Annotated in this window: 16 protein-coding genes and 4 pseudogenes; 4 read left to right on the top strand and 16 right to left on the bottom strand. The window is 32.0% G+C overall.

Annotated elements, in window-relative coordinates:
- The 4 genes and pseudogenes from I6U48_RS08660 to I6U48_RS08645 form a co-directional block, all read right to left on the bottom strand.
- Positions 1-180, bottom strand: a pseudogene (locus I6U48_RS08660) (RraA family protein); the annotation flags it as partial.
- 51 nt (positions 181-231) lie between these two features.
- Complete coding sequence (locus tag I6U48_RS08655) at positions 232-1,215, bottom strand: hydroxyacid dehydrogenase (RefSeq protein WP_218320016.1); 984 nt, start codon at positions 1,213-1,215, stop codon at positions 232-234.
- Positions 1,216-1,257: 42 nt separating this feature from the next.
- A complete protein-coding gene (locus tag I6U48_RS08650; RefSeq protein WP_218320015.1) occupies positions 1,258-2,397 on the bottom strand; it encodes an amidohydrolase family protein in 1,140 nt (379 codons plus the stop codon).
- Positions 2,398-2,428: 31 nt separating this feature from the next.
- Positions 2,429-3,841: a DASS family sodium-coupled anion symporter gene (locus I6U48_RS08645; protein ID WP_218320014.1), complete on the bottom strand. Its 1,413-nt coding sequence runs from the start codon at positions 3,839-3,841 to the stop codon at positions 2,429-2,431.
- 450 nt (positions 3,842-4,291) lie between these two features.
- On the opposite strand from I6U48_RS08645, the gene I6U48_RS08640 reads away from it, so the two are divergent.
- Entirely contained in the window at positions 4,292-6,169 is a 1,878-nt protein-coding gene (locus I6U48_RS08640; RefSeq protein WP_218320013.1) for a sigma 54-interacting transcriptional regulator, read from the top strand.
- Between the two features lie 7 nt (positions 6,170-6,176).
- On the opposite strand, the gene I6U48_RS29595 is transcribed toward I6U48_RS08640, so the two are convergent.
- The gene (locus I6U48_RS29595; protein ID WP_246615259.1) at positions 6,177-6,323 is read right to left on the bottom strand and encodes a hypothetical protein; all 147 of its coding nucleotides are present in this window, start codon (positions 6,321-6,323) and stop codon (positions 6,177-6,179) included.
- A 113-nt stretch (positions 6,324-6,436) separates the two neighbouring features.
- Positions 6,437-7,594, bottom strand: a complete 1,158-nt coding sequence (locus I6U48_RS08630) for an IscS subfamily cysteine desulfurase (protein WP_312890941.1) — start codon at positions 7,592-7,594, stop codon at positions 6,437-6,439.
- 234 nt (positions 7,595-7,828) lie between these two features.
- Here I6U48_RS08630 and pdxR point away from each other — a divergent pair, with 234 nt between their 5' ends.
- On the top strand, positions 7,829-9,235 hold the full coding sequence (pdxR, locus tag I6U48_RS08625; protein ID WP_218320012.1) for a MocR-like pyridoxine biosynthesis transcription factor PdxR: 1,407 nt from the start codon (positions 7,829-7,831) through the stop codon (positions 9,233-9,235).
- A gap of 360 nt (positions 9,236-9,595) precedes the next feature.
- On the opposite strand, the pseudogene I6U48_RS29590 reads toward pdxR, so the two are convergent.
- The 4 genes and pseudogenes from I6U48_RS29590 to I6U48_RS08605 form a co-directional block, all read right to left on the bottom strand.
- Positions 9,596-9,820: pseudogene (locus tag I6U48_RS29590) on the bottom strand (6-phospho-beta-glucosidase); the annotation flags it as partial.
- A gap of 204 nt (positions 9,821-10,024) precedes the next feature.
- Entirely contained in the window at positions 10,025-10,348 is a 324-nt protein-coding gene (locus I6U48_RS08615) for a thioredoxin family protein (RefSeq protein WP_218320011.1), read from the bottom strand.
- Between the two features lie 84 nt (positions 10,349-10,432).
- Positions 10,433-10,957 (bottom strand): GNAT family N-acetyltransferase, encoded by a 525-nt coding sequence (locus tag I6U48_RS08610; RefSeq protein WP_218320010.1) that lies wholly within the window; start codon positions 10,955-10,957, stop codon positions 10,433-10,435.
- A gap of 517 nt (positions 10,958-11,474) precedes the next feature.
- A complete protein-coding gene (locus tag I6U48_RS08605; protein ID WP_218320009.1) occupies positions 11,475-13,049 on the bottom strand; it encodes a DNRLRE domain-containing protein in 1,575 nt (524 codons plus the stop codon).
- Between the two features lie 391 nt (positions 13,050-13,440).
- Here I6U48_RS08605 and I6U48_RS08600 point away from each other — a divergent pair, with 391 nt between their 5' ends.
- A complete protein-coding gene (locus I6U48_RS08600) occupies positions 13,441-15,300 on the top strand; it encodes a sensor histidine kinase (protein WP_218320008.1) in 1,860 nt (619 codons plus the stop codon).
- A gap of 363 nt (positions 15,301-15,663) precedes the next feature.
- On the opposite strand, the gene larB is transcribed toward I6U48_RS08600, so the two are convergent.
- The 4 genes and pseudogenes from larB to I6U48_RS08580 all read right to left on the bottom strand — a co-directional run bounded on the left by larB (position 15,664) and on the right by I6U48_RS08580 (position 19,742).
- Positions 15,664-16,410: a nickel pincer cofactor biosynthesis protein LarB gene (gene larB / locus I6U48_RS08595; protein WP_218320007.1), complete on the bottom strand. Its 747-nt coding sequence runs from the start codon at positions 16,408-16,410 to the stop codon at positions 15,664-15,666.
- A gap of 34 nt (positions 16,411-16,444) precedes the next feature.
- Positions 16,445-17,239, bottom strand: a complete 795-nt coding sequence (gene larE, locus I6U48_RS08590) for an ATP-dependent sacrificial sulfur transferase LarE (RefSeq protein WP_218320006.1) — start codon at positions 17,237-17,239, stop codon at positions 16,445-16,447.
- Between the two features lie 38 nt (positions 17,240-17,277).
- A pseudogene (gene larC, locus I6U48_RS08585) lies at positions 17,278-18,129 on the bottom strand (nickel pincer cofactor biosynthesis protein LarC); the annotation flags it as partial.
- A 62-nt stretch (positions 18,130-18,191) separates the two neighbouring features.
- Positions 18,192-19,742 carry a sigma-54 interaction domain-containing protein gene (locus I6U48_RS08580; RefSeq protein WP_218320004.1) on the bottom strand — a complete coding sequence of 517 codons (1,551 nt, stop codon included), beginning with the start codon at positions 19,740-19,742 and terminating at the stop codon, positions 18,192-18,194.
- Positions 19,743-19,978: 236 nt separating this feature from the next.
- Here I6U48_RS08580 and I6U48_RS08575 point away from each other — a divergent pair, with 236 nt between their 5' ends.
- Positions 19,979-20,923, top strand: coding sequence for a LysR family transcriptional regulator (locus I6U48_RS08575; RefSeq protein WP_218320003.1), 945 nt, complete (start codon positions 19,979-19,981; stop codon positions 20,921-20,923).
- 106 nt (positions 20,924-21,029) lie between these two features.
- On the opposite strand, the gene I6U48_RS08570 is transcribed toward I6U48_RS08575, so the two are convergent.
- Both I6U48_RS08570 and I6U48_RS08565 read right to left on the bottom strand, forming a co-directional pair.
- Positions 21,030-21,872 (bottom strand): beta-keto acid cleavage family enzyme, encoded by an 843-nt coding sequence (locus tag I6U48_RS08570; protein ID WP_218320002.1) that lies wholly within the window; start codon positions 21,870-21,872, stop codon positions 21,030-21,032.
- Between the two features lie 30 nt (positions 21,873-21,902).
- Positions 21,903-22,028: pseudogene (locus I6U48_RS08565) on the bottom strand (acetyl-CoA C-acyltransferase); the annotation flags it as partial.

Genomic DNA, 22,028 nt, shown 5'->3' with positions numbered 1-22,028 from the left:
AGTTAAAGCCACTCCACACATTTTCTTTGTTGGACTTGACATTAACTTTATATCTGAATGAAGTGCACATAGACGTCCCATAGCATCTGCAACATTTGCTGCTGGCAGTTCACTAAAGGCTTTCACTAATTCTTTATCTGGAAGTTCTCTCTTTAAAAATACTCTATTTCCTACTGGCATATTAATTTTCTCCTTTTTCTTCTAAAATTATTTCTTATAATTAATTTTTAATTAGTCTTCAAATGTTTCAGCTGTATCCCAATCTATTGCTTTAACAGGCCATGTTGGTTGTTTTCCTTCGTACACTTCATGGATACCAATAGCAGAATGAAGTGATGCTCTGTCAGTTGCTTCCTTTGTAGCTGCACCAATGTGTGGTGATACAACAACATTTTCTAAATATAATATTGGGTTTTTAGCATCAACTGGTTCTTGCTGAAGAACGTCTAATCCTGCACCAGCAATAACTTTATTTTTACATGCTTCATAAAGCTGAGCTTCATTTACAATGGCACCTCTAGCAGCATTAATAAGGAATGCTGTTGGTTTCATCATTTCAAATTGTTTTTTCCCAACAAATTCTCTTGTTACTTTAGTAGTTGGACAATGAACAGAAACAAAATCACTTTCCTTGTAAATTCTTTCAATATCTCTTACTACTTCTACATCTTCTGGGAAATCAGCTCTCTTTTTATATGGGTCATATGCAAGAACTTTCATATTAAAACCATGCATACATTTTTTAGCTACAATAGAACCGATATTACCGCATCCAATAATACCAACAGTCTTTCCATCAAGTTCATTCTTAGGTGTTCTTAGTTTAGCTTTATAGTAATCTTCAATAAAATCTCTTCTTACTACTGTATAATTTCTTGAACAGTAAAGCATGTACATCATTGTTACTTCTGCAACAGACATACTATTTGCTGTTGGACAGTAAAGAACTTGTACATTATGATCCTTTGCTGCTTGTAAATCAACAGTATCAAAACCAGCTCCATGTCTTACAATAACTTTTAATTTATCAGCTGCTTCAAATACCTCTCTAGTTATCTTAGAAAGACGAACTACCATAGCATCTATGCCTTTAATATCTCTAATAATATCTTCAGTTTCCATACCACTTCCTGTAATAAGCTCATGTCCTCTGCTTTCTAGGTAATCTCTACCTTCCTGCATAATTTCTTGTGGTAATAAAATTTTATATCCCATTTTAATATCCTCCTGCAATTTTAAAATTTTGTCTTTACTATTTTAGTTTTCATATATATAATCTGGTGAACAATACATAATATAGCCATCTTTAATAGTCATTTCTGGTTTAAGCAATTTTTTAGCTAAGAAGGTAGAACCCTTCCAGTCCCTATATAATTGCTCTTTATCTATAATGTCAAAGATAGCAACATCTGCATATGCGCCTTCTGATAGTGAGCCAATTTCATTTTCCATGCCCATAAGCCTTGCTGGTCTTTCTGTTGTCATCATAATCACTTCATTTAAGCTTATACCCATACATAGATATCTGGACATTAGATTGGGAAGTGAAAAGATAGGTCTTCTATACATGCTGCCTAAAACTAGGTCAGTGCTGCACATGTCAGCTATAAAACCTTGCTCCATAGCCTTTGTCATTACTTCAAAGTCACCATGTTTTCTACCTTCAGCAGTATCAAATATAATTCCTCTTTTTCTAGCTTCTATTACACAATCATATAGCTTTCCATTTTCATCTATAATTGTGTTTTTTACTCCTTGATAAACATGCTGGAATATATCACCTGGTCTAAGTATTTCTAATACTTCAGAAGTTGGAACAGGAATATTTGTGCAATGTACTTCTACTGGACATCCAATTTTATTTGCAATGTCAACTGTAGCAATTAATGGCTGAATTCCAAGCCCTTCTGCTAATTCTTCACTCTGTCTAATCTTGAGTCCTAAAATATTATCCTTATTTTCTTTGTACATTCTGTCCATTTTTTCAGCATTAAAATACTTAGGATTGATGCATTCATGATAACTTGTAGTAACAAGCCCAGCTGAACACACTTGTAAAAAGCTCTTTATTCTAACTTTACTGCGGGCAATAACTGCCTGTCTGAAGATTGGATAATTAGCAACACCAGCTGAAAAATCAATGGCACTAGTTACACCTGTTGGTATATAAGCAGTATCTGGATACATACCTATTTCTGTACCATCTTGAAACATGTGAGCATGGGAATCGATAAGCCCTGGAAATACATACTTTCCCTTTGCATCAATTACATGCTTTGCTCCTTCTCCCTCTTCATACTTAGTTATTTTACCGCCGTATATTGCTATCGGTTTTACTTCATCTACATCATTTTTAGGATCAATCACATGTCCATTTATAATTAATAAATCTAACATTTATTTTCTCCTTATCTTATTTAAATTTTATTTACCAAAGTCCAATTATTTTCCAATAAGGTAAACCTATACATATGAATATGACTAATGCTACGCCAACCATTATTGTTCCTACTCTCCAGAAATCCTTTTGAGTACAGTATCCTGTTGCAAAGGTATAAATTCCTGCTCCATTTCCATAGTGTGTCAATAGCGAACCATATCCCGCAAAGAAGGCAAGTAGTAATGCAACTACCATAATCGGTGCTTTTGTAGTTAAGGCTAATGCAAATAGCACAGGATAGAAAGATGCAACAAAAGCACTGTTTGACACAAAGAAATATCTAACCGCTAAACTGATTATAAGTAAAATAAATACAGCTGCCATTCCATTTAACTGAGACAGCTTCAGGTATCCTTTTAGTATTCCTGCAAGCCAATTATAAAAGCCTTGTGATGCCAATGTATTTGCAACACCATAAAACGCACCATACCAAACAAATGTATTCCATGCACCCTTTTGTGCCATAACATCATTCCAGTCAAGAATTTTAAATAACAGTGTAAGTGACAAAAATACAAAAGCTACAACCTGCATACTTAAATTCGCAAATTTAACTTTAGGTCCAAACATCCAACCTAGAACAGCCAATATAAACAATACAGTCAATATTTTTTCATTATTTTTCATAGGCCCTAATTCCTCAAGCCCTTTTTTCATCATTGGTTTGATATCTCCAAGATTTTTTAATTCTGGTTTATAAACCATATAAACTACAATAGGACCAAGTAATAAAACTAATCCAGCTGGAACAATTCCTGCTTTAAACCAAGTCATCCAATCTAAATTAACCTTCAACATTTTCTGTGCAAGAGATGCTGTTATTGCATTTGTTGCCATACCTGTTAAGAACAGCACTGCTGTGGACATAGATACAACATACGTAAGCATTGTTAAATATGCACCAAGTTTACGTGGATCTTTTTCAGGCGTAGAATCTACACCCTCTGCAATATTCCTGAAAATTGGATAATCAATTGAAGTACGTGATGAATTTGAGCCTGTAGCCGGACTTAATATTAGATCTACTATCATTAACATATATCCTAATCCTAATGAGGTTTTTCCAAACCTTGTAAGCAAATTATAAGCAATTCTTTTACCAAGACCAGTTTTAACAAATGCTGCACATACAATCATTACTGCGAGCATAAACCATGCCATATCAGCTGCGTAACCTGAATAAACTATTTTAGGATTAATGAACATTGATATAAGACCTATAGTAATCAGTGTAATAATTGGTTCTGAAAACGGTCTAACTACTAGGCCTAATAAAAGGGCCACATACAATGCTACAGTATGCCATGTTTCAGCCTTTAGTCCTGCTGGTGCCGGTACCATCCAGAGTGCTAAAGGTATTAAAATAACAGGCAGCAGTTTTAATAAAGTTTTTTTATCCATTTCTTTTCCCCCTTGTATGTTCGGTTTTTCTAATTTCTCTTTGGTTTAACCTAAGTATTTATTTTAAAAATCACTCCTATTTTCAGATTTCCATTAAATCATTTAATTTTTATTTGGCGCCAAAAATTTTCATTAATGAATTTTACATTTTATAATACAGCAAGTTTGATGCCAAACATTTTATGAAATCTTAAAAACATAAAATCAAATTTTTTTACACACTCATTTCATAGTGAATTTCCGCTTAACCTCTGCATTCGATTACATAAAAGTCGAAAATACTATTTTTCATATGATATAAATTTCATTTTAATAAAAAGCTTGTATTTAAACAATTTATAATATATACTTTCAAAGTGAAATAGTTATCATTTCAATTATATTTCATTTTGAAATATAACAATTACAATCTAGTATACTTAGATAGATAGTATTAGGGGTGACACATAAATGAATAAAGATATTATAATTTTATCTGCATCTACAGATTTTACCCAAAAATTTAGCAAGCTATTAAAAAATAGAAAATTAGATTATCCAATCTTTGAATGCACTGGAGATAAGACTATTGAAATAGCAAGGCAATTTGTTGATGAAGGCACTAAAATAATTATTGCTCGAGGAAGAAATCTAGAGCTTTTACGCCAAAATATAAATACTATTTTGATAGATGTCCGTTATACCTATGAAGATATGTATTTTTCATTAAAAAATGCCAAACAGCATTCAGACAAAATCGCTTATATAGGCTTTAATTTAGCTTATGATGTAGCAGCAAAATTCAAAAGCATTTCAAAAGAGAACTTTTTACTTATAGATCCCCAGCCTGTATCGGACATTGATGAAATCGTTAAGAAGTATTCGACTAATGGCATTAAGGTATTTATTGGAGGTATTACCGTAGCAAATGCCGCTAAAAAATATGGAGTAAAGAATGTAATGATAGAAGTTGATGAAACCTCTCTTGAAATAGCATTAAATGAAGCAATATCTTTGCTTAACTATGAATTAGAACGAAGAAAAAATTATGAAACTATTAAACAAGTTTTGAATTCTACAACTGAAGGTATTATTGGTATCGATCAATATTCTCAGATTAGCTATATAAATGATAGAGCTAAAAAGTTCTTAAGCGATGAAAATAACAATCTTTTAATAGATGAAATAGTTAATCTACCAATAATCAATAATACAATAAAGCAAGGCACTGCTAAGTATAATGAACTGCTTGAGATAGGAAATAACTCATTGGTATTAAGTAGCCGCCCATTAAAAATTGATAATAAAGTTTTCGGAGCAGTGGCAAGCATACAAAAATCAGATTACGTTCAAAATGCTGAGAAAGAAATACGTAAAAAGTTAAATCCAAAAGGTCACATAGCTAAAAAAAATTTTAGTGATATAATAGGTGAAAGTAAAGTACTAACCACCACAATAGAAAAGGCAAAGAAATTTGCAAAATCCAGCAGCACTATTTTAATAACTGGTCCTTCAGGAGCAGGTAAAGAAATTTTTGCTCAAAGTATTCATAACTACAGTGATAGACGAAATGAACCCTTTGTTGCTATAAACTGCGCAGCTCTTCCAAAGAGTATATTAGAAAGTGAGCTCTTTGGATATGTTAAGGGAGCCTTTACAGGGGCAAGACCTGAAGGAAAAGCAGGAATATTTGAATTAGCACATAACGGTACTGTATTTTTAGATGAAGTTGGCGAAACCTCACAAGATATACAGGCAAAGCTGCTAAGAGTTATTCAAGAAAAGGAAATTATCAGAATTGGTGATGACAAGGTCATACCTGTTGATGTAAGAATAATTAGTGCTACCAATAAAAACCTATTAGAAAGAATTGAAAAAAATAAGTTTAGAGAGGATTTGTATTATCGTCTGTGTGTTTTAGAATTAAAACTTCCTTCTCTAGAGGAAAGAAAAGAGGATATCCCTCTTCTAATTAAACATTTTATTTCAAATAATGCACCAAATATTAAAATTACAAAAGAAGCTCTTATGCTTCTTAGCGATTTACCCTACAACGGAAATATAAGACATCTTCAAAATATTGTAGAAAGACTTATTGTAATGTGTGAAAATAACATTATTGATAATTACTTGGTTTCTCAGGTTTTAGATTTAAAACCCACTGATTCAGAAAAAAGATTTCTTCAACCATTTTCTGAAGAGCAAGACGATGAAACACCAGAACTTATAAAAATAGAAAACCAATTGATAAAAGATGCCCTAAAAAAATACAATGGCAATAAAACTAAGGTAGCAAAGGAACTTGGAATGAGTTATACAACTCTATGGCGCAGACTCAAGAAAATGTAGTAGATAACTATACATTGGAGCTGTTGCACTTAAGTGTGACAGCCCCATCTAACATTACTAATGTATAATTGATGTCTAAAATAACAGCGTTATTACCTATATGAATCTCTTCTGCATATTCAGATGCTGAAATATGGCCATCTGGATATTTCATAGAAGTTCTTTCTTACGAGCATCAAACAACCTACCTGCAAATATTTTTTCTTCCTCTGTCATAGTTTACCTTCTAAGAAACAATATATTTAACTAATTACTATCCTCCAAAAATTAGATTGAATTTCTCAGATCAGAAATGACCATGGGAATAGTATCAAGTAAATAGTCAATGTCAGCTTCACTGTTGTGTTCATTAAGTGTAATCCTCAAGGTACTATATGCAAGGGATTCGGACGCTCCTGTTGCAAGAAGTATACGTGATGGCTTTACTGAACCTGCACTGCATGCACTTGCCGAGCTGGCATAAATGCCTTCCTTGCTTAAAGATGCTACAATAGGCTTTTTATCAACTCCTTCAAAAGCGAATGAAGCATTTCCTGGCAAACGATTTTTAGGATCACCTGTCAAGTATGATCCAGGAATCTTGAGTATTCCCTGAATAAGTCTCTCTCTCATTGAAATGATTTTTTTATTGTTATCATTCATATGCAAAACAGCATCTTCAAGTGCAGCTGCCATTCCAACTACGCCTGGAACATTTTCAGTTCCTGATCTTGATCCTTTTTCCTGACCTCCTCCATATATAAGCGGAGAAACGGTACAGCCAATTCTTACAAACAGAGCACCAACACCCTTAGGACCTTGAAATTTGTGTGAGGATATGGAAAGCAGGTCGATACCAAGCTCTCTGACATTAATCTTGATATGCCCTACTGCTTGTACCGCATCTGTATGGAAAAGCACATTTCTTTTATGCGCTACATCACACAACTCCTTTATCGGTAAAATGGTACCAATTTCGTTGTTAGCCATCATAATGCTTACCAAAATCGTATCGTCTCTTATGGCATCAGAAAGCTGTTTAGTCGTTATCTGTCCGTATTTGTCCACAGGCAGATAGGTTACTTCATAGCCCTGCTTTTCAAGGGCTTCAGCTGTCTTAATCACTGCGTTATGTTCGATAGCTGTAGTAATAATGTGCTTTCCTTTTGATGAGTACTTCTCTACAATTCCCCTAAGAGCCCAGTTATCCGACTCTGATCCTCCAGAAGTAAAGAAAATCTCATTATTTTTAGCTCCTATGGAACTTGCGATGAGTCTTCTAGAGCGCTCGACTGCGGCTTTTGCATACAATCCGTAATCATGTATGGCGGAAGGATTTGCATAATGTCCACCAAAATAAGGAAGCATAGCCTCCAGCGCTTTATCTGAAAGAGCCGTCGTTGCTGCATTATCAACGTAAACTATTCTTTTTTCTATGATCTTCACCCTCTAACTATAAATAATATTCAGATATGCTATAATTACATTAAAACATTGTAACTGATAGAGGGAAAGAGCCAGATTCTAATGTCTTCTTGGGTCCAGATTTTAAGACCAGCTATAAAAATCAATAAGATAATAAAACTATTTATTTATCTTAAAAATTAAGTATAAAATTTTATATAATATTTTTAAAAAAACGAAATATTTATTAAATACATTACACAAGGAAGGTATATTATGTTTTTATTAAATGAAAAAGCTACTACACCCTTATATACTCAGCTATATCGGCAAATCAAAACAAAAATATGTAGAGGACACTTTAAACCTGGAACTAAGCTTCCTTCCAGTCGTAAATTGGCTAATGATCTACAAATTAGTAGAAATACAGTGGAATTAGCTTATGATCAATTGCATTCTGAAGGGTACATTTTTACCAAACCAAAAAGTGGTTATTACATTGAGAATATAGACTTTACATTCTTTCCAAGTATTCCTTCAAATTCGTATGGAGAAAATATTTGTGAGGAAAAAGACTATACGAACATAAAATATGATTTTCAATATGGAAATCTTGATTCTAGTCAATTACCAATTTCAAAATGGCAAAAAATCACAAATAGATGTTTTCGGGAATATAAAAATGAACTAGCAAAATATAACAATATTTATGGCGAACTCGGTCTTCGAAAAGAAATTCTTAAATATCTCAATGATTATCGAGGTGTAAAATGCTCAGTCGATCAAATTGTAGTATGCTCTGGTACTCATTATTGTCTTAATACAATTGCCCAACTAATTAAAGAAGATGTCTCCACTGTTGCTATGGAAGATCCCGGTTTCTTTTTAGCTCGTGATACCTTTAAAAATTATAACTTCAAAGTATCTCCTGTTACTCTAGACGCTTATGGATTAAAGGTTAATCAATTAAGTTCTACTAAAGCAAATGCGGTTTATGTTACTCCCTCGCACCAATTTCCTACTGGAATTATAATGCCTATCTCTAGAAGAATAGAGCTAATAGAATGGGCAAATAACTCTGACTCCATTATTATTGAGGATGATTATAGTTGTCACTTAAGATACAATGTAAAGGCCATACAATCTCTTCAATCTTTATCAAAAGAGCGAGTAGCATACATTGGCAGTTTTTCAAAATATCTTTTTCCTTCCATAAGAGTTTCTTATATGGTGCTTCCTGAAAAGCTAATGAATAGATTTTCTAAAATGTTTTATCGCTATCCCTCTTCAGTTCCATTTATAACCCAAAAAACTCTCCAGCTTTTCATGGAAGAAGGCTTTTGGGAGAGCTATATAAGAAAAACTATTAGATTTCAAAAAAAGAAACATGATACACTAGTGCAAGCATTGAATAAGGAATTTGGCGATACTATTACAATTTTAGGTAAAAATGCAGGTCTGCATCTCATAATACATGTAAAATGGCCTATGAAAGAAGAAGAATTAATTGATAAAGCCTATAAAGCAGGAGTAAGGGTTTATCCAACTTCAGAAATGTGGTCTTATCGAAAAAATCTTGATTGTGGAGCAGTGCTAATGGGCTTTGGAGCTATTCCACTTGAGCACATTCCAATAGCAGTTAAGCTATTAAAAGAGTCATGGCTTGACAACAAACAAACTTAGAATTTTCAAAGTGAAGTTTCAATTGTTTTTCAATTTGAGCAGCCCTCTAGTATTGCAAAATTTTTCAAGGAACAATTAGGTGTAAGTCCTGCTAATTTTAGGAAGCAGCATACAGTATGAAATTGATTTTCTTTTTAGAGTTTGAGTTATATAAAATGATATACATTTAAAAAGTTACCATAGAAGGACGATCCTATGGTAACTTTAATTATAAATAATACATATTCATCAGTATCTTTTTGTATATATGATTATTATAATATTAATTAGGCATAAATTGTTACAATTTTTTAGTCTACTATCCATCAGAAAGATAACATAAAAAGGCCTCCGTTAAGGAAGCCCAATTCAACGACTTTTTTAGTTTCCGTTTTTCATTAAATCTATTACTACAGGGTCTTTTGATATCACCCCTTGCTTCTTTAACTCTCTTATCTTTTCTTTAAATTGTGGAAGGTACTTTTCATGAGCAACCAATAATTCATCTAGTACTTGTTTTGCTTCACTTCCCTTTTGAACTAATGGATTTATTGTAAATGCTTGTAAGGCCATTCCATAATCGCCAGATAATGCAGCACTTATTGTACATTATTTATATATATTTCAAAGAGAGAAGCTTCTACCTCTTTTACTTGTTCTTCACGGGTTCCACCTTTTTTAAATTATTCTATGCTGTGCTCTAACATCTCTTTTTCCGAATAGTACTAACGATGATATCCACAAGGCAGTAAATTCATAGGCTGTTGCAGTGCAGCGCTGATCATAAAATGATTTTGGACAATTAATCTACTAAAACAACATATCATAATACCTCTTAATGCTGTTTTCTAACTCTAATAAATCAACATTCCTTCCAACTCTTATAGTTTCTTTGCCATTAACATAAAGTAATAATAGTGGAAATGAAAAAACATAATTAGTTGCTGCTAAATCTATTTGTTTTTCACCATTAATCTCAACCATTTTCACTTTAGGATAAGATTCCAATATTTCATAGACCTTAGTTCTAATCACTTCACAAGCTCCACAAACCTCATTACTAAAATATAAAATGGCCATCTCATTATCTATAATAATATTTTTAATTTCTTCATTAGTATGTATTTTTAACATCCACTCTTCATCTCCTAAATATTTATATAATATTTAATCAATACTATCATTTAATCTAACATTTTTCAAATCTGGACACCTCCATCACTTTATTGTATCCAGCTGGGCAATGGTTAACTGCCACCAATAGCGTTTTTCTGTTTCTTTAAATATTTTCATATTACACTTTCTTAACACCTTTTGAGAAGCTATATTACCTTTTTCAGTTTGTGCTAATATCCTAGTTACATTAGATCCTTTGAATGCCCATTTACACATAGCACTAACTGCCTCTGTAGTATATCCATAATTTTTAAAATTTTCATTGATACCATATCCGATTTCTACTTCACCTTTATCATCAGGTGAGTTCTTGAAGCAAGCACTACCTATAAACTTTCCTTCATTTTTTATTCTAAAAAGCCAGAAAGTATGCCAAAAGTAGCTTTCTCTATTTTTCTTCACGATTTCAACCTGTCCTTTGAAAATATCTAATATAATCCCTTCCATTTCTTCACCACAGTATTGACAATTTAACTCTCTTTCAAATTGATCAACATCTTCGGTTAGGAGTTTCAATTGATTATAATTAAGTGGAATAATCTCTAGTCTATTTGTCTCTAGCTTCATTTTACACCTACTTTCTTTTATCACATCGATAATTTATTTTATTCCAAATCAAAGTTTTATTGTAGTCTAAAGCTTGGTCATGCAAATTTAATTATAACATGTTTCGTAACTATACTATTACTCATGATAAGATGAAGCCTATCATAGATGATGTAGACTTTTTGGTAAATAAGTCTTAAAGGGGTTATCGATGATTAGTAAATCTACAATGAAAGTAGTATTGTGGTAACAGGTTTTGTTATTAAAACCTCCTCAAAAATCAATATTTAATAAGATTAGTATCTGCATTTTGGAAATATAGATATTCACAGATTATAGGTGCCAGGATTATGAGTTTTGTTTATCTATAAATAAACTTCGATTCGTAATTGAAAAAAGAGAAATAATTTACAGTTGACAAGTATCCATTTAAATTGTTTCGCAATTTCTCTTACGAATCGAAGATAAACAAACTAAGGAATATTAAATATTGATCTAATCCTTATTATGCCCCTATTTATATGCAAAAGTCTTTATTTTATCGTTGATCAGAAATAGTGGCATTACTATTATTTTGCGACAACTCAGTAGTTGGATCATAAGGTGCCCCTGTTATTGTTCCTACCAGTAGAGCAATGTCAACAGCATTTACTGGAATTCCCCAAGAGTTACCTGAAAATACAAAGACTGCTTGATCTACTACAAATCCACGAGTATTATAGGTTACATTATCTATTATATTTCCAGTAGAATTTGGGTTCAAATAAGCAGGTTGTCTCATTGAATAGAATATATTGTTCTGAACAATTAAATTAGTTACGGAGGATTGTGTTACAAAACCACGGTTTGTAATCCATGTGCTCGAATCACCAGCCTGAGGTGGACCATAAATAACATTATTTATAAGCTTATGATTACTACCTGCCAGCTGAATAAATTCAACTGCATAAGCAGCATTACTGGTTATTGTAAGCCCATCAATGGTTACTCCAGTTCCGGTTACAAGAAATACTATAACAGCAGCTTGCGACGTAATCACCGTATTTGGATATCCTTTTATGGTTACTCCTGCTTTATTAACATTTATTGTTGATGAAATGGGATAACTGCCTCCAAGAATATGAACTGTTCCTGTAGCAGCTACAGCAGTAACACCTGCTTGTATTGTTCCAAACGGATTTGCTTGGGTTCCGTCTCCACCAACTGCTCCTGCAAGCACGTATACGTCATAAGGATTTGGTCCTAATGTGCCGGTTGGTCCGGTTGGTCCTATATCACCTGTTGCTCCTGTTGCTCCTGTAGCTCCCGTAGCTCCTGTTGGTCCGGTGGCTCCTGTTACACTACCCGCTGGCCCTGTATCTCCGGTAGGACCTTTACTTCCAGTTTCTCCTGTGGCTCCTGTAGGACCTGTATCTCCAGTTGGTCCGGTAGCTCCTGTATTTCCTGTGGCACCAGTAGCTCCTGTGGCTCCTGTGGCTCCTGTCGCTCCCGTAGCTCCTGTAGCTCCTGTATTTCCTGTGGCGCCAGTAGCTCCTGTGGATCCTGTGGCACCAGTAGCCCCTGTAGGATTGACATTAAATTGATATTCTATATTAAGGAAGGGGCGTTGTACATCTGCAAACCATTCTTTTGAAAAATATCCTATAAGGGTAAAAGACATATTTTCTATTCCTTCCAAAGTTACACCAAAATTTTGTGATGGGTTGTTAATCCAATCGTTGACAAGATTTGTTATATCAATACTAATGAACTTATTAACATCGCTATCTGTTACAACTTTAGAATACATAGTAGGCAATGGTGTTGGCGCATTATTCCAAGTTACAGTGCTTTCAGTGAAATCAGTACTATTTAAATATACATATACAGTTTGTGGTGATAAAACTTGATCTGGAGTATTCTTTGTACTCACGTATAAATTAATTGTAGCATTTACTAAAATGGCATTTAGCGGAATTGCTCCTGATACATTGAATTTTAATAAGCTTCTGTAAACATCTGTAAGAGCAGAGGAACGTCCAGTATAAAGAAGACTTGAAAATCCATAATTAGTGTTTGGGTTTAATTGATTAATATACGCATCATCTGATGGAGTTATTTGTATACTTGCCATAACAGCCACGTCTCCTTATTAATTTTATAGTTTCGTAAGACTATTATTAATATCAAGCTTCAGAGTTTGTTTCAGTCATTAGAATCAATTGGCAACCTGAATTCGCACGTTAAGATCTGAAGTTGAATATATAAAAATAGTTAATATATTTTTGAGAAAGTTTATTTTTGTAGTATATATATGTTACTACAGCATAATTTGACACAAATTATAATCATATAACAACAAGTAATAGTGGAAATGAAAAAACATCATTATATTCAACTAAAAGTTTTATATGTAATAATATTGAAATTCAATAAAAATAACATTATAATTTAGAATGTATATGTAATAATTATGAAATTATGGATTGGCTTTACTTATCATTAACATACAAGGGGGGAAAATAATGAAAATAAGGAAGCATAGGCTATTAAGTATGCAAAAAAAATTGTTTGCATTAATTTTTATTACACTCATTCCTTTAACCTTATTGCAAATATACAATATAAGAAGTAGTTTCGTATCCAGTGTTAATAAAGAATTAGAAGCAAGTCAGGATTATTGCGAAGCTATAAGTAAATCCTTCACGAATTATGTTGACAAAACTTGGACTAATGAGTATGCAATAGGTATGAGCATAGTTTCAAACAAAGATTGGTCTCAAAGTGACATAGATCAATACATGAGAAATGTACTCTCTAATGACGAAGATATTTTAAGTTATACTTGGACAAGTTCAAACGGTGATGTAATAGCAAATACTAACGATAACTATAAAACTAACAACTTAAGCAATAAAGATTATGTCCAGGAGATTCTGAATGGAAAGGATAAAGTCGTTGCAGACCTGCAGGTTACTTCAGATGGAAAACATCTTTCCATTCCAATTGCAAGAGGAATAAAAGTTAATAATGAATTAAAAGGAATTATTATAACTCTAATAAATACAAATAAATTATACAAAGTATTTCCAGATAAAAGAGTACACAAATTAAGTAATTATGGATTAATAGATAAAAGCGGCAGAATAGTTTATAGAAGTGGCAGCGAATCACTTCCCTTTGAAAAAAGGCTTATCCCTCAAACATCTATTGGCTGGAAAGCACTTCAAGGAGAAATCGTAAAATATGACTCAAGAAAATCATATTACGATGATACAAAACGTATGGGAGTTGAGTATCCAATTAAAGCATTCGGATGGAGCTGCTATGCCACATCGTCTGTTTCAGAAATAAATGAAGTTTATTTTAAACGTATACATAGTAATGTTATATCATTGATATTTGTATATATTATTTCGTTTTTGATAGCATTCACCATTGGAAAACGTCATATATATTCTATTAATAAACTTAAAGAAGCCTCAAATGAGATTTTAAATGGAAACTCAAACTATAAAGTAGCTGTTAATCGTATAGATGAATATGGAGACGTAGCTTTTGCATTTAACCAAGTTACAGAAGACTTTAATAAAAAAATAAACAAAGCAGAAGAATACAATAACCAAAAATCACAATTCTTAGCAACTATATCCCACGAACTAAAAACGCCTTTAAATATAATTTTTAGCTGCGTTCAATTAGTAGAAAGAGAACCTACTAAAGATAAATCGTTTATCAAATATCACAAGATGATAAGGCAAAATAGCTTTAGATTACTTCGTCTTATAAATAATTTTATAGATATAAATAAAATTGAAGTAAACAATTTAACTCTAAATTTAATCAATGATAATATTATAAAAGTAATTGAAGATATTACGATATCTGTTGTTGAGTATACCAATCTGAAAAAAATAGAACTCATATTTGATACTGAAGTTGAAGAAAAATATATGGCATTTGATCCTGATAAAGTTGAAAGAATAATACTTAACTTATTATCAAATGCAATTAAATTTACAGATCAAGGTGGAAGCATCACTGTTACTGTATATGATAAAGTTGAATCTATCATAGTTTCTGTGAAAGATACCGGTATTGGTATTCCAAAAGAAATGCATGAAAGAGTTTTTGAACGATTTGTCCAAGTAGATGGTACATTAAGGAGAAGCGCAGAAGGTAGCGGAATAGGATTATCCTTAGTTAAATCCTTAGTAGAATTACATAATGGCAAGATATCTGTTTTTAGTGAACTTGATAAGGGAAGTGAGTTCTTAATTGAACTTCCTGTAAGAGTGATTGACTCAAAGGCTAAAAACAACACTCAAAAAAATTTGTCAAATGTTGATAGAATACAAATTGAGTTTTCAGATATTTATACATAGAATTATCTTATTGAAGTTTTAAACTTAGTTTCCATTGGCATTATTATCAGAATTGTATAAACTAAAAAAGCGTAGCTTTTGTTCACGCTTTTTTAGTACTTACATTAACTTCTACTTATATTTAATTTAATCACGACCTTTTACTAAAAACTAAGCATCTCCATTATAAGGCATGGCATCTCTATAAATAAACCTGAATATTTCCTTTAATAATAGGAAAGCATTTGTTTTTTATGAAAAATAAACATTTAGTGACCAAAAACAAAAAAAATTAGCCTAATCTCAAAAGATTGGCTAATATAAGAATCTGATGTGCTTTTAAATGCCACCCAACTTAAATTTCTACCTAACACGATTTTAAACTTATAGTTTATTTATCATACTAGCAGCATATCCTGCTCCAAAACCATTATCTATATTTACTACAGTTATACCACTTGCACAACTATTGAGCATGGTTAAAAGTGCAGACATTCCTCCAAAACTAGCTCCATATCCTATACTAGTAGGCACTGCTATTACTGGTTTATCCACTAATCCACCAACAACACTTGCTAGTGCCCCTTCCATACCAGCTGCCACAATAACAACCTTTGCACCTCTTATTAAATCTAACCTTCCAAATAGTCTATGTATTCCTGCCACTCCTACATCATATATTCTTTCCACCTTATTGCCAAAAATCTCAGCGGTTTGTGCCGCTTCTTCTGCCACTTTTATATCTGAGGTTCCTGCTGTAACTACAGCTATATATGATTCTGAAACCTCCATATCTTTCTTTTTTATAGTTATAACTCTTGCTAGCTTATCATACATAGCTTCTGGACATATTTCCTTAACTGCATCATAAGCTTCCTCTGAAGCTCTTGTACCAAGTATATTATTCCCTTTTGTAAGCATAAATTGAACTATTCCTCTTATCTGTTCAGGAGTTTTTCCATCACAATATATAACCTCAGGATATCCAACTCTAATTTCCCTATGATTATCTATATTTGCATAACCTAAGTCCTTGAAGGGAAGATCTTCTAATTCCTTAATTCCAGCTTCTATACTCATAGATCCATTTTTTATATTTTGAAGTAACTGTCTTGCTTCATCTAAATTCATACTATCACCCTTTTCTTAGCTAAATCTTATAAATTTAATTATTAAAACTCCCCATAATGTATCCCTGTAAATCTAAAGTAATATGTTTAAAACCTAATTCTTTAAATTTTTCACATATTTTATCCATTAATTCTTCATCACAAATTTTTTTTCTATCCTGTCTTTGAACTTCAATTCTCGCTAAATCTTCATGACTTCTTACTCTTATCCCTTTAAATCCAAGTTCCATTAGATACAGTTCTGCATTTTCGATTTTTCTTAAATCTTCAAATTTTATTTCCTGATTATAAGGAATTCTTGAAAGTAAGCACGCATAAGCTGGCTTGTCCCAAGTGCTTAATCCTAAGTCCTTTGAAAATCTTCTAATATCTTCTTTTGTTATATTGTTTTCTAGAAGAGGACTAACTACACTTAATTCTTTGAGTGCTTTCATCCCTGGTCTATAATCTTTAGTATCATCTAGGTTAGTTCCGTCTATCACATATTTAAATTCCTTTTCTTTTTGAAATTCTATGATTTTACTAAAGACAAATTTTTTACATAAATAACATCTGTCTTTGGGATTAAATTTTATTTCTCCTAATATAGAGTGAAATTCTATTAATTGATGTTTTATATTAAGATCTTTTGCTATTTCCTTAGCTTCTTCTAGCTCCCACTTTGGAATATAAGGAGAAACTATAGTAACCGCCATCATTCTATCTCCAAGGGCTTCTTTAGCAGCTTTCATTAGAAAAGTACTATCTACGCCTCCTGAAAAAGCTATTACTATACTATCTAATTTTTTCAAATAATCTATCAAATCTTCATATTTTCTATCACTAATCATTTTCTCCCCACCTAAACTTAAAATCTTTTCTAATTTCTCTCACCAATAAATATTCTTAACATATTAGGAATTTCTGCATTCTCTTTACTGCCCAATCCATAACCAATTCTTTCTACTCTAAAATTTTTAGCATCAGTAAACTCATCTACCAAATAAGATAAAATAGCTGCTCCAGTTGGCGTTGTTGCCTCAAAAGGTATATTCACTTTTATTGGAATATTTTTTAATATTTCTGCTGTTGCTGGTGCTGGTACTGGTAATATCCCATGTGCACACTTAACAAAACCTGAACCTACTTCTACAGTGGAACACTCTATTTTATCAACTTTTAAATAATCTAAACCAATGGCAGCTCCAACAATATCAACTATAGAATCAACGGCTCCAACTTCATGAAAATGAACCTCTTCTATGCTTTTATTGTGAACTTTTGCCTCAGCCTCAGCAACTTTTTTAAACATCTCTAAACTTATATTTTTTACATTTTGATTTAAAGTACTAGCTTCTATTATACTTTTTATATCCATCAAATTTCTATGCTCATGGTGACTAGTTGTTGGATGTGTATGCTGGTGTTCATGATGATGATGTTCATGGTGACCTTCATGACCGTGTTCATGGTGGTGTCCATGACCATGTTCATGAGCCTCATGGTTATGTTCACAGTTAGACTCCTCATCATGATTATGACATTCTTCTAAAATCACATCAGCTTTAGTGCCACTAATACCATTTTTAACATCTTTTTTTGCCTTTATCTCATATCCAGAAATATTTAATTTTAAAAGTTCACTTATCAAATAATCTTTATCTACACCTATGTCTATTAAAGCTCCTAAATTCATATCTCCACTGATACCTGAAAAGCAATCATAATAAAGTACTTTCATAAAATAATCTCTCCTTAATTATATCAATTTTCTATTCTACTAAATCTCGTTTCTAAAAGAGGTCAAATATTATAATGTTTAACTTTACGTGATATTGTAGAAGCATCTATATTTAAAAGAATACTAGCTTCTCTTAAGCTTTTAGTAGAATTTACTGCCTTTTGTATAATTTTTTTTTCATATGATTCAACTGCTTCCTTTAACCCAAAGCCCCCACTGAAACTCTCAGCATCAAAGCTCGCAAAGTTTAAAAGATTTACTAAAACATTATTATCTACTACAGCATTATCTGAACAGCAGATTACAAGATATTCTATTACATTTTCTAATTCTCGAATATTTCCTGGCCAGTTATACATTTTCATTAAATTAATATTTTCATCACTTAAAGTAACTTGCCTATTGTGTTTATTTATAAATGAATTTAGAAAATGATTACATAACTCTGGAATATCATCGATACGTTCTCTTAAAGGTGGAATCTGAATTGGTACAACACTCAATCTGTAATATAAATCACTGCGGAATTTTCCATCTTCCATACTTTTTTTTAAATTCACGTTTGTTGATGCAATAATTCTAATATCCAAATTTATTGGCTTTGTGGCCCCTATACGCATAATTTCTCTATTTTGTATAGCTCTAAGCAGTTTAGCTTGTAACTCAAGTGGCATTTCCCCAATCTCATCAAGAAGCAATGTGCCTTTGTTTGCTAGTTCGAAAAGTCCTGGCTTTCCATTAACATTAGCTCCTGAAAAAGCCCCCTTTTCATAACCAAACAATTCTGATTCAAGAAGATTAGAAGGAATAGAAGAACAATTTATCTTAATAAAAGGCATATTTTTCCTTTTGCTTCTTTTATATATTTCATCTGATACAAGTTCTTTTCCAACTCCTGACTCTCCAGTTATAAGTACTGTAGCATCTGTATTCGCTACTTTTTCAATAATAGACCATAGGTTCCCCATTGTACGACTCTCACCTATCATTCGCTTTTTTATCCCTTCATCTTCAGTCGTAGGTAAAATGCGGATATTAGCAGGGTCTCTTGTAGATTTTATTTCTTGCAAAAAATTCCCGTAATCTTCTTGTAATGAATTGAAGGATAATATCGTACGACTGCTTGCAATAATAAGTTTTATATTTCCCTCTGAATCAAAAACTGGTACTCCATTTACATATCCTACACGTTCTGGTATAGTTTTATATGTTGTACAAAGCCTGGTAGCTTTAGTGCGTTTTTTTATAACTTCAAGAGTTACACCACCTTTAAAAAGCTTACCTTCTTCTAAAATATCTTCAACATAATAATTAAGTACTTCTTCAGGCTTAATGCCTGTATTTATTTCATATGAAGGGTTAACATACAGAACTTTCCCTTCACCATCAGTTATAAAAACGCTTTCATCAAGATTTTCAACGATTTCCTTAAAGTCTAAGTTCTCATCAATTAATTCATCAAAAATTTCAAGTGAAGTTAAAATTTTTGATAACTCTGATCTAATATTAGTCTCTATTTTTTTCAAATTATTGTTATCACTATTTTTTTCTATTATGGAAAAAATATTACTGATTCTATTTTTTATACTATCCAATACTTCTTTTTTTAACATTTAGTTATCCTCCATATATTTTCTATTTAGATGATTTTATTATTTATGGATGATTTTTAAATTTTTAATTCTACAATCTTCTACATATATTGTATTAAATTTTTATTATCTCGTAAAACGAAAAAATTTTCATTATACATTCCTGACAGGAATATATAATTTTGCTATAATAAATGTATTATTAAAACTATACTCTAGAAACACCTGCCAAAACTATAAACACGAGGAGATTAGATATGAATATGCTATTATCTAATATAAATATACAACAGATTGTTATTTTTCTAGCTGTTGCTGAACAAGGAGGATTTGCAAAAGCTGCTTTAACTCTCCATATGACGCAGTCTGCCATAAGTAAAAGTATTGCAAAGCTAGAATCAGAATTAAATTTAATGTTATTTATCCGTACAACAAAGAAACTATCCTTAACCAATGTAGGTGATTTTTTATACAAACGCTGGAAAGTTGAACTTTCTCAAATGCAAAATACCTATAGAGAAGCCCTTGAAATTCATATGCAGGAGGAGAAAAGCATTAACATTTGCATTGCAAATACAACTCATCCTGACAAGTACTTTTGGCCTGTAATTGAGTTATTTCAACAAAAATATAGTGATGTTAAACTAAATATTGATAGTGATTACTTAACAACTTTATATGAGAAATTAACGGATGGAATTTACGATATAATTTTCGTTCCTGATTTCAATTATTATTCCTTTGATGATAAAATTGTAAGTTGGAAATGGGTTGCTATTAATAACATACAAATCATAGTTCCTGATAAAAATCCATTATCACAAAAATCGCTATTAACAATAGATGATATAAAGAATGAATCTTTTATAATTATAGAAGATGATGATACTTCCAAAAATTATTCAAAATTCTTTTATGATTTTTTTAAAAAAACCAATATAAAGCCAAGAATAGGCAAGTCATATAAAAACGCTTATAGTGCTAAAGCTGCTTATAAAATGATCCAAGACTTGATGCTTACAGATGACTATTTTGATTTAGGTCAGTATGAAAACCTAAAAAGAATACCCTTACAAGGGTATTATAATGGAATCGTTTGTGTTTGGAACAAAAAAATACGTACACCGTATATTCAAAAACTAATTGACTTTTTCCCAAATTACGACATAAATTCTTTTAAGGGTCTGTCGCACTTAAGATAATCAAAGTAGAATAAGTCTACTTTCTGTTGTACTTACCTAAGTGCGGCAGCTGCTTGTATATTTTATTTCAAAATTAATAAACTTTGTATTCTTAACTCTCAAAATACTATTTAAAATCACAAACTCTATTAAGTCCTAAAATTTCTCTTGCATCTGCTGGAGTTGCAACTTCATTCCCTGCTATTCTGATAATATCTGCAGCACGTTTTACTAATTGCGCATTTGAGTCTGCAAGAACTCCTGCACTCCACATTACGTTATCTTCCATACCAACTCTTAAATGTCCGCCCATAGCAACAGTAGCTAACATTATTGGTACGTGTTGTTTACCAATTCCAAGAGCTCCCCATGTACTTCCTTCTGGTAACAATCCCTTTAAATATACTAAATTTTCTATTGTAGCAGTTGAACCACCAGCTGCTCCTAATACAAATTGATAATGACAAGGTGTCTTTAACACCTCTTTTTTAACATAATACATTGAATTATAAATCATACCTGCATCAAATATCTCAATTTCAGGTTTTACATCACATTCTTGCATAGTTTTTCCTAATTCCTCTAGAAACTTTGGATGATTTTCAAATATGCTATTGTGCATCCAGTTCATTGTTCCACAGTCATAAGATGCAAGTTCAGGTCTTATACTTCTTAAATGAGCTTGTCTTGCTTCATCACTTGCACCAATTTCTCCAGAAGTTGTACAGTTAATTATAATATCACATTTTGCTTTGATTAAACGAACTGTTTCTTCAAATCTTTCCTTATCCATTTTTCCATTACCTTCATCATCTCTCATATGAAGATGACAAATAGAAGCTCCAACTTTATAACATTCGTATACATCATTTGCAATTTCTTGTGGAGTCATAGGAATATTAGAATTATCTTTTTTCTTTGGAACTGCACCTGTAGGTGCTACTGTAATAATTGTTTTTTTTGCTGACATAATTAATCCCTCATTTCTTATTTTTTATAATTATCTTTCGACTATGATAGCAGTACCCATACCGCCGCCTATACATAAAGTTGCTAAACCGCGTTTAGCATCTCTTTTTTCCATTTCATATAATAACGAAGTTAATATTCTTGCTCCTGAGCATCC

It is taken from the genome of Clostridium thailandense, from assembly GCF_019207025.1.
Taxonomy (GTDB): domain Bacteria; phylum Bacillota; class Clostridia; order Clostridiales; family Clostridiaceae; genus Clostridium_AM; species Clostridium_AM thailandense.
The sequence above is the reverse complement of the archived record's forward strand: the minus strand, read 5'-3'. Positions and strand labels throughout refer to the sequence as shown.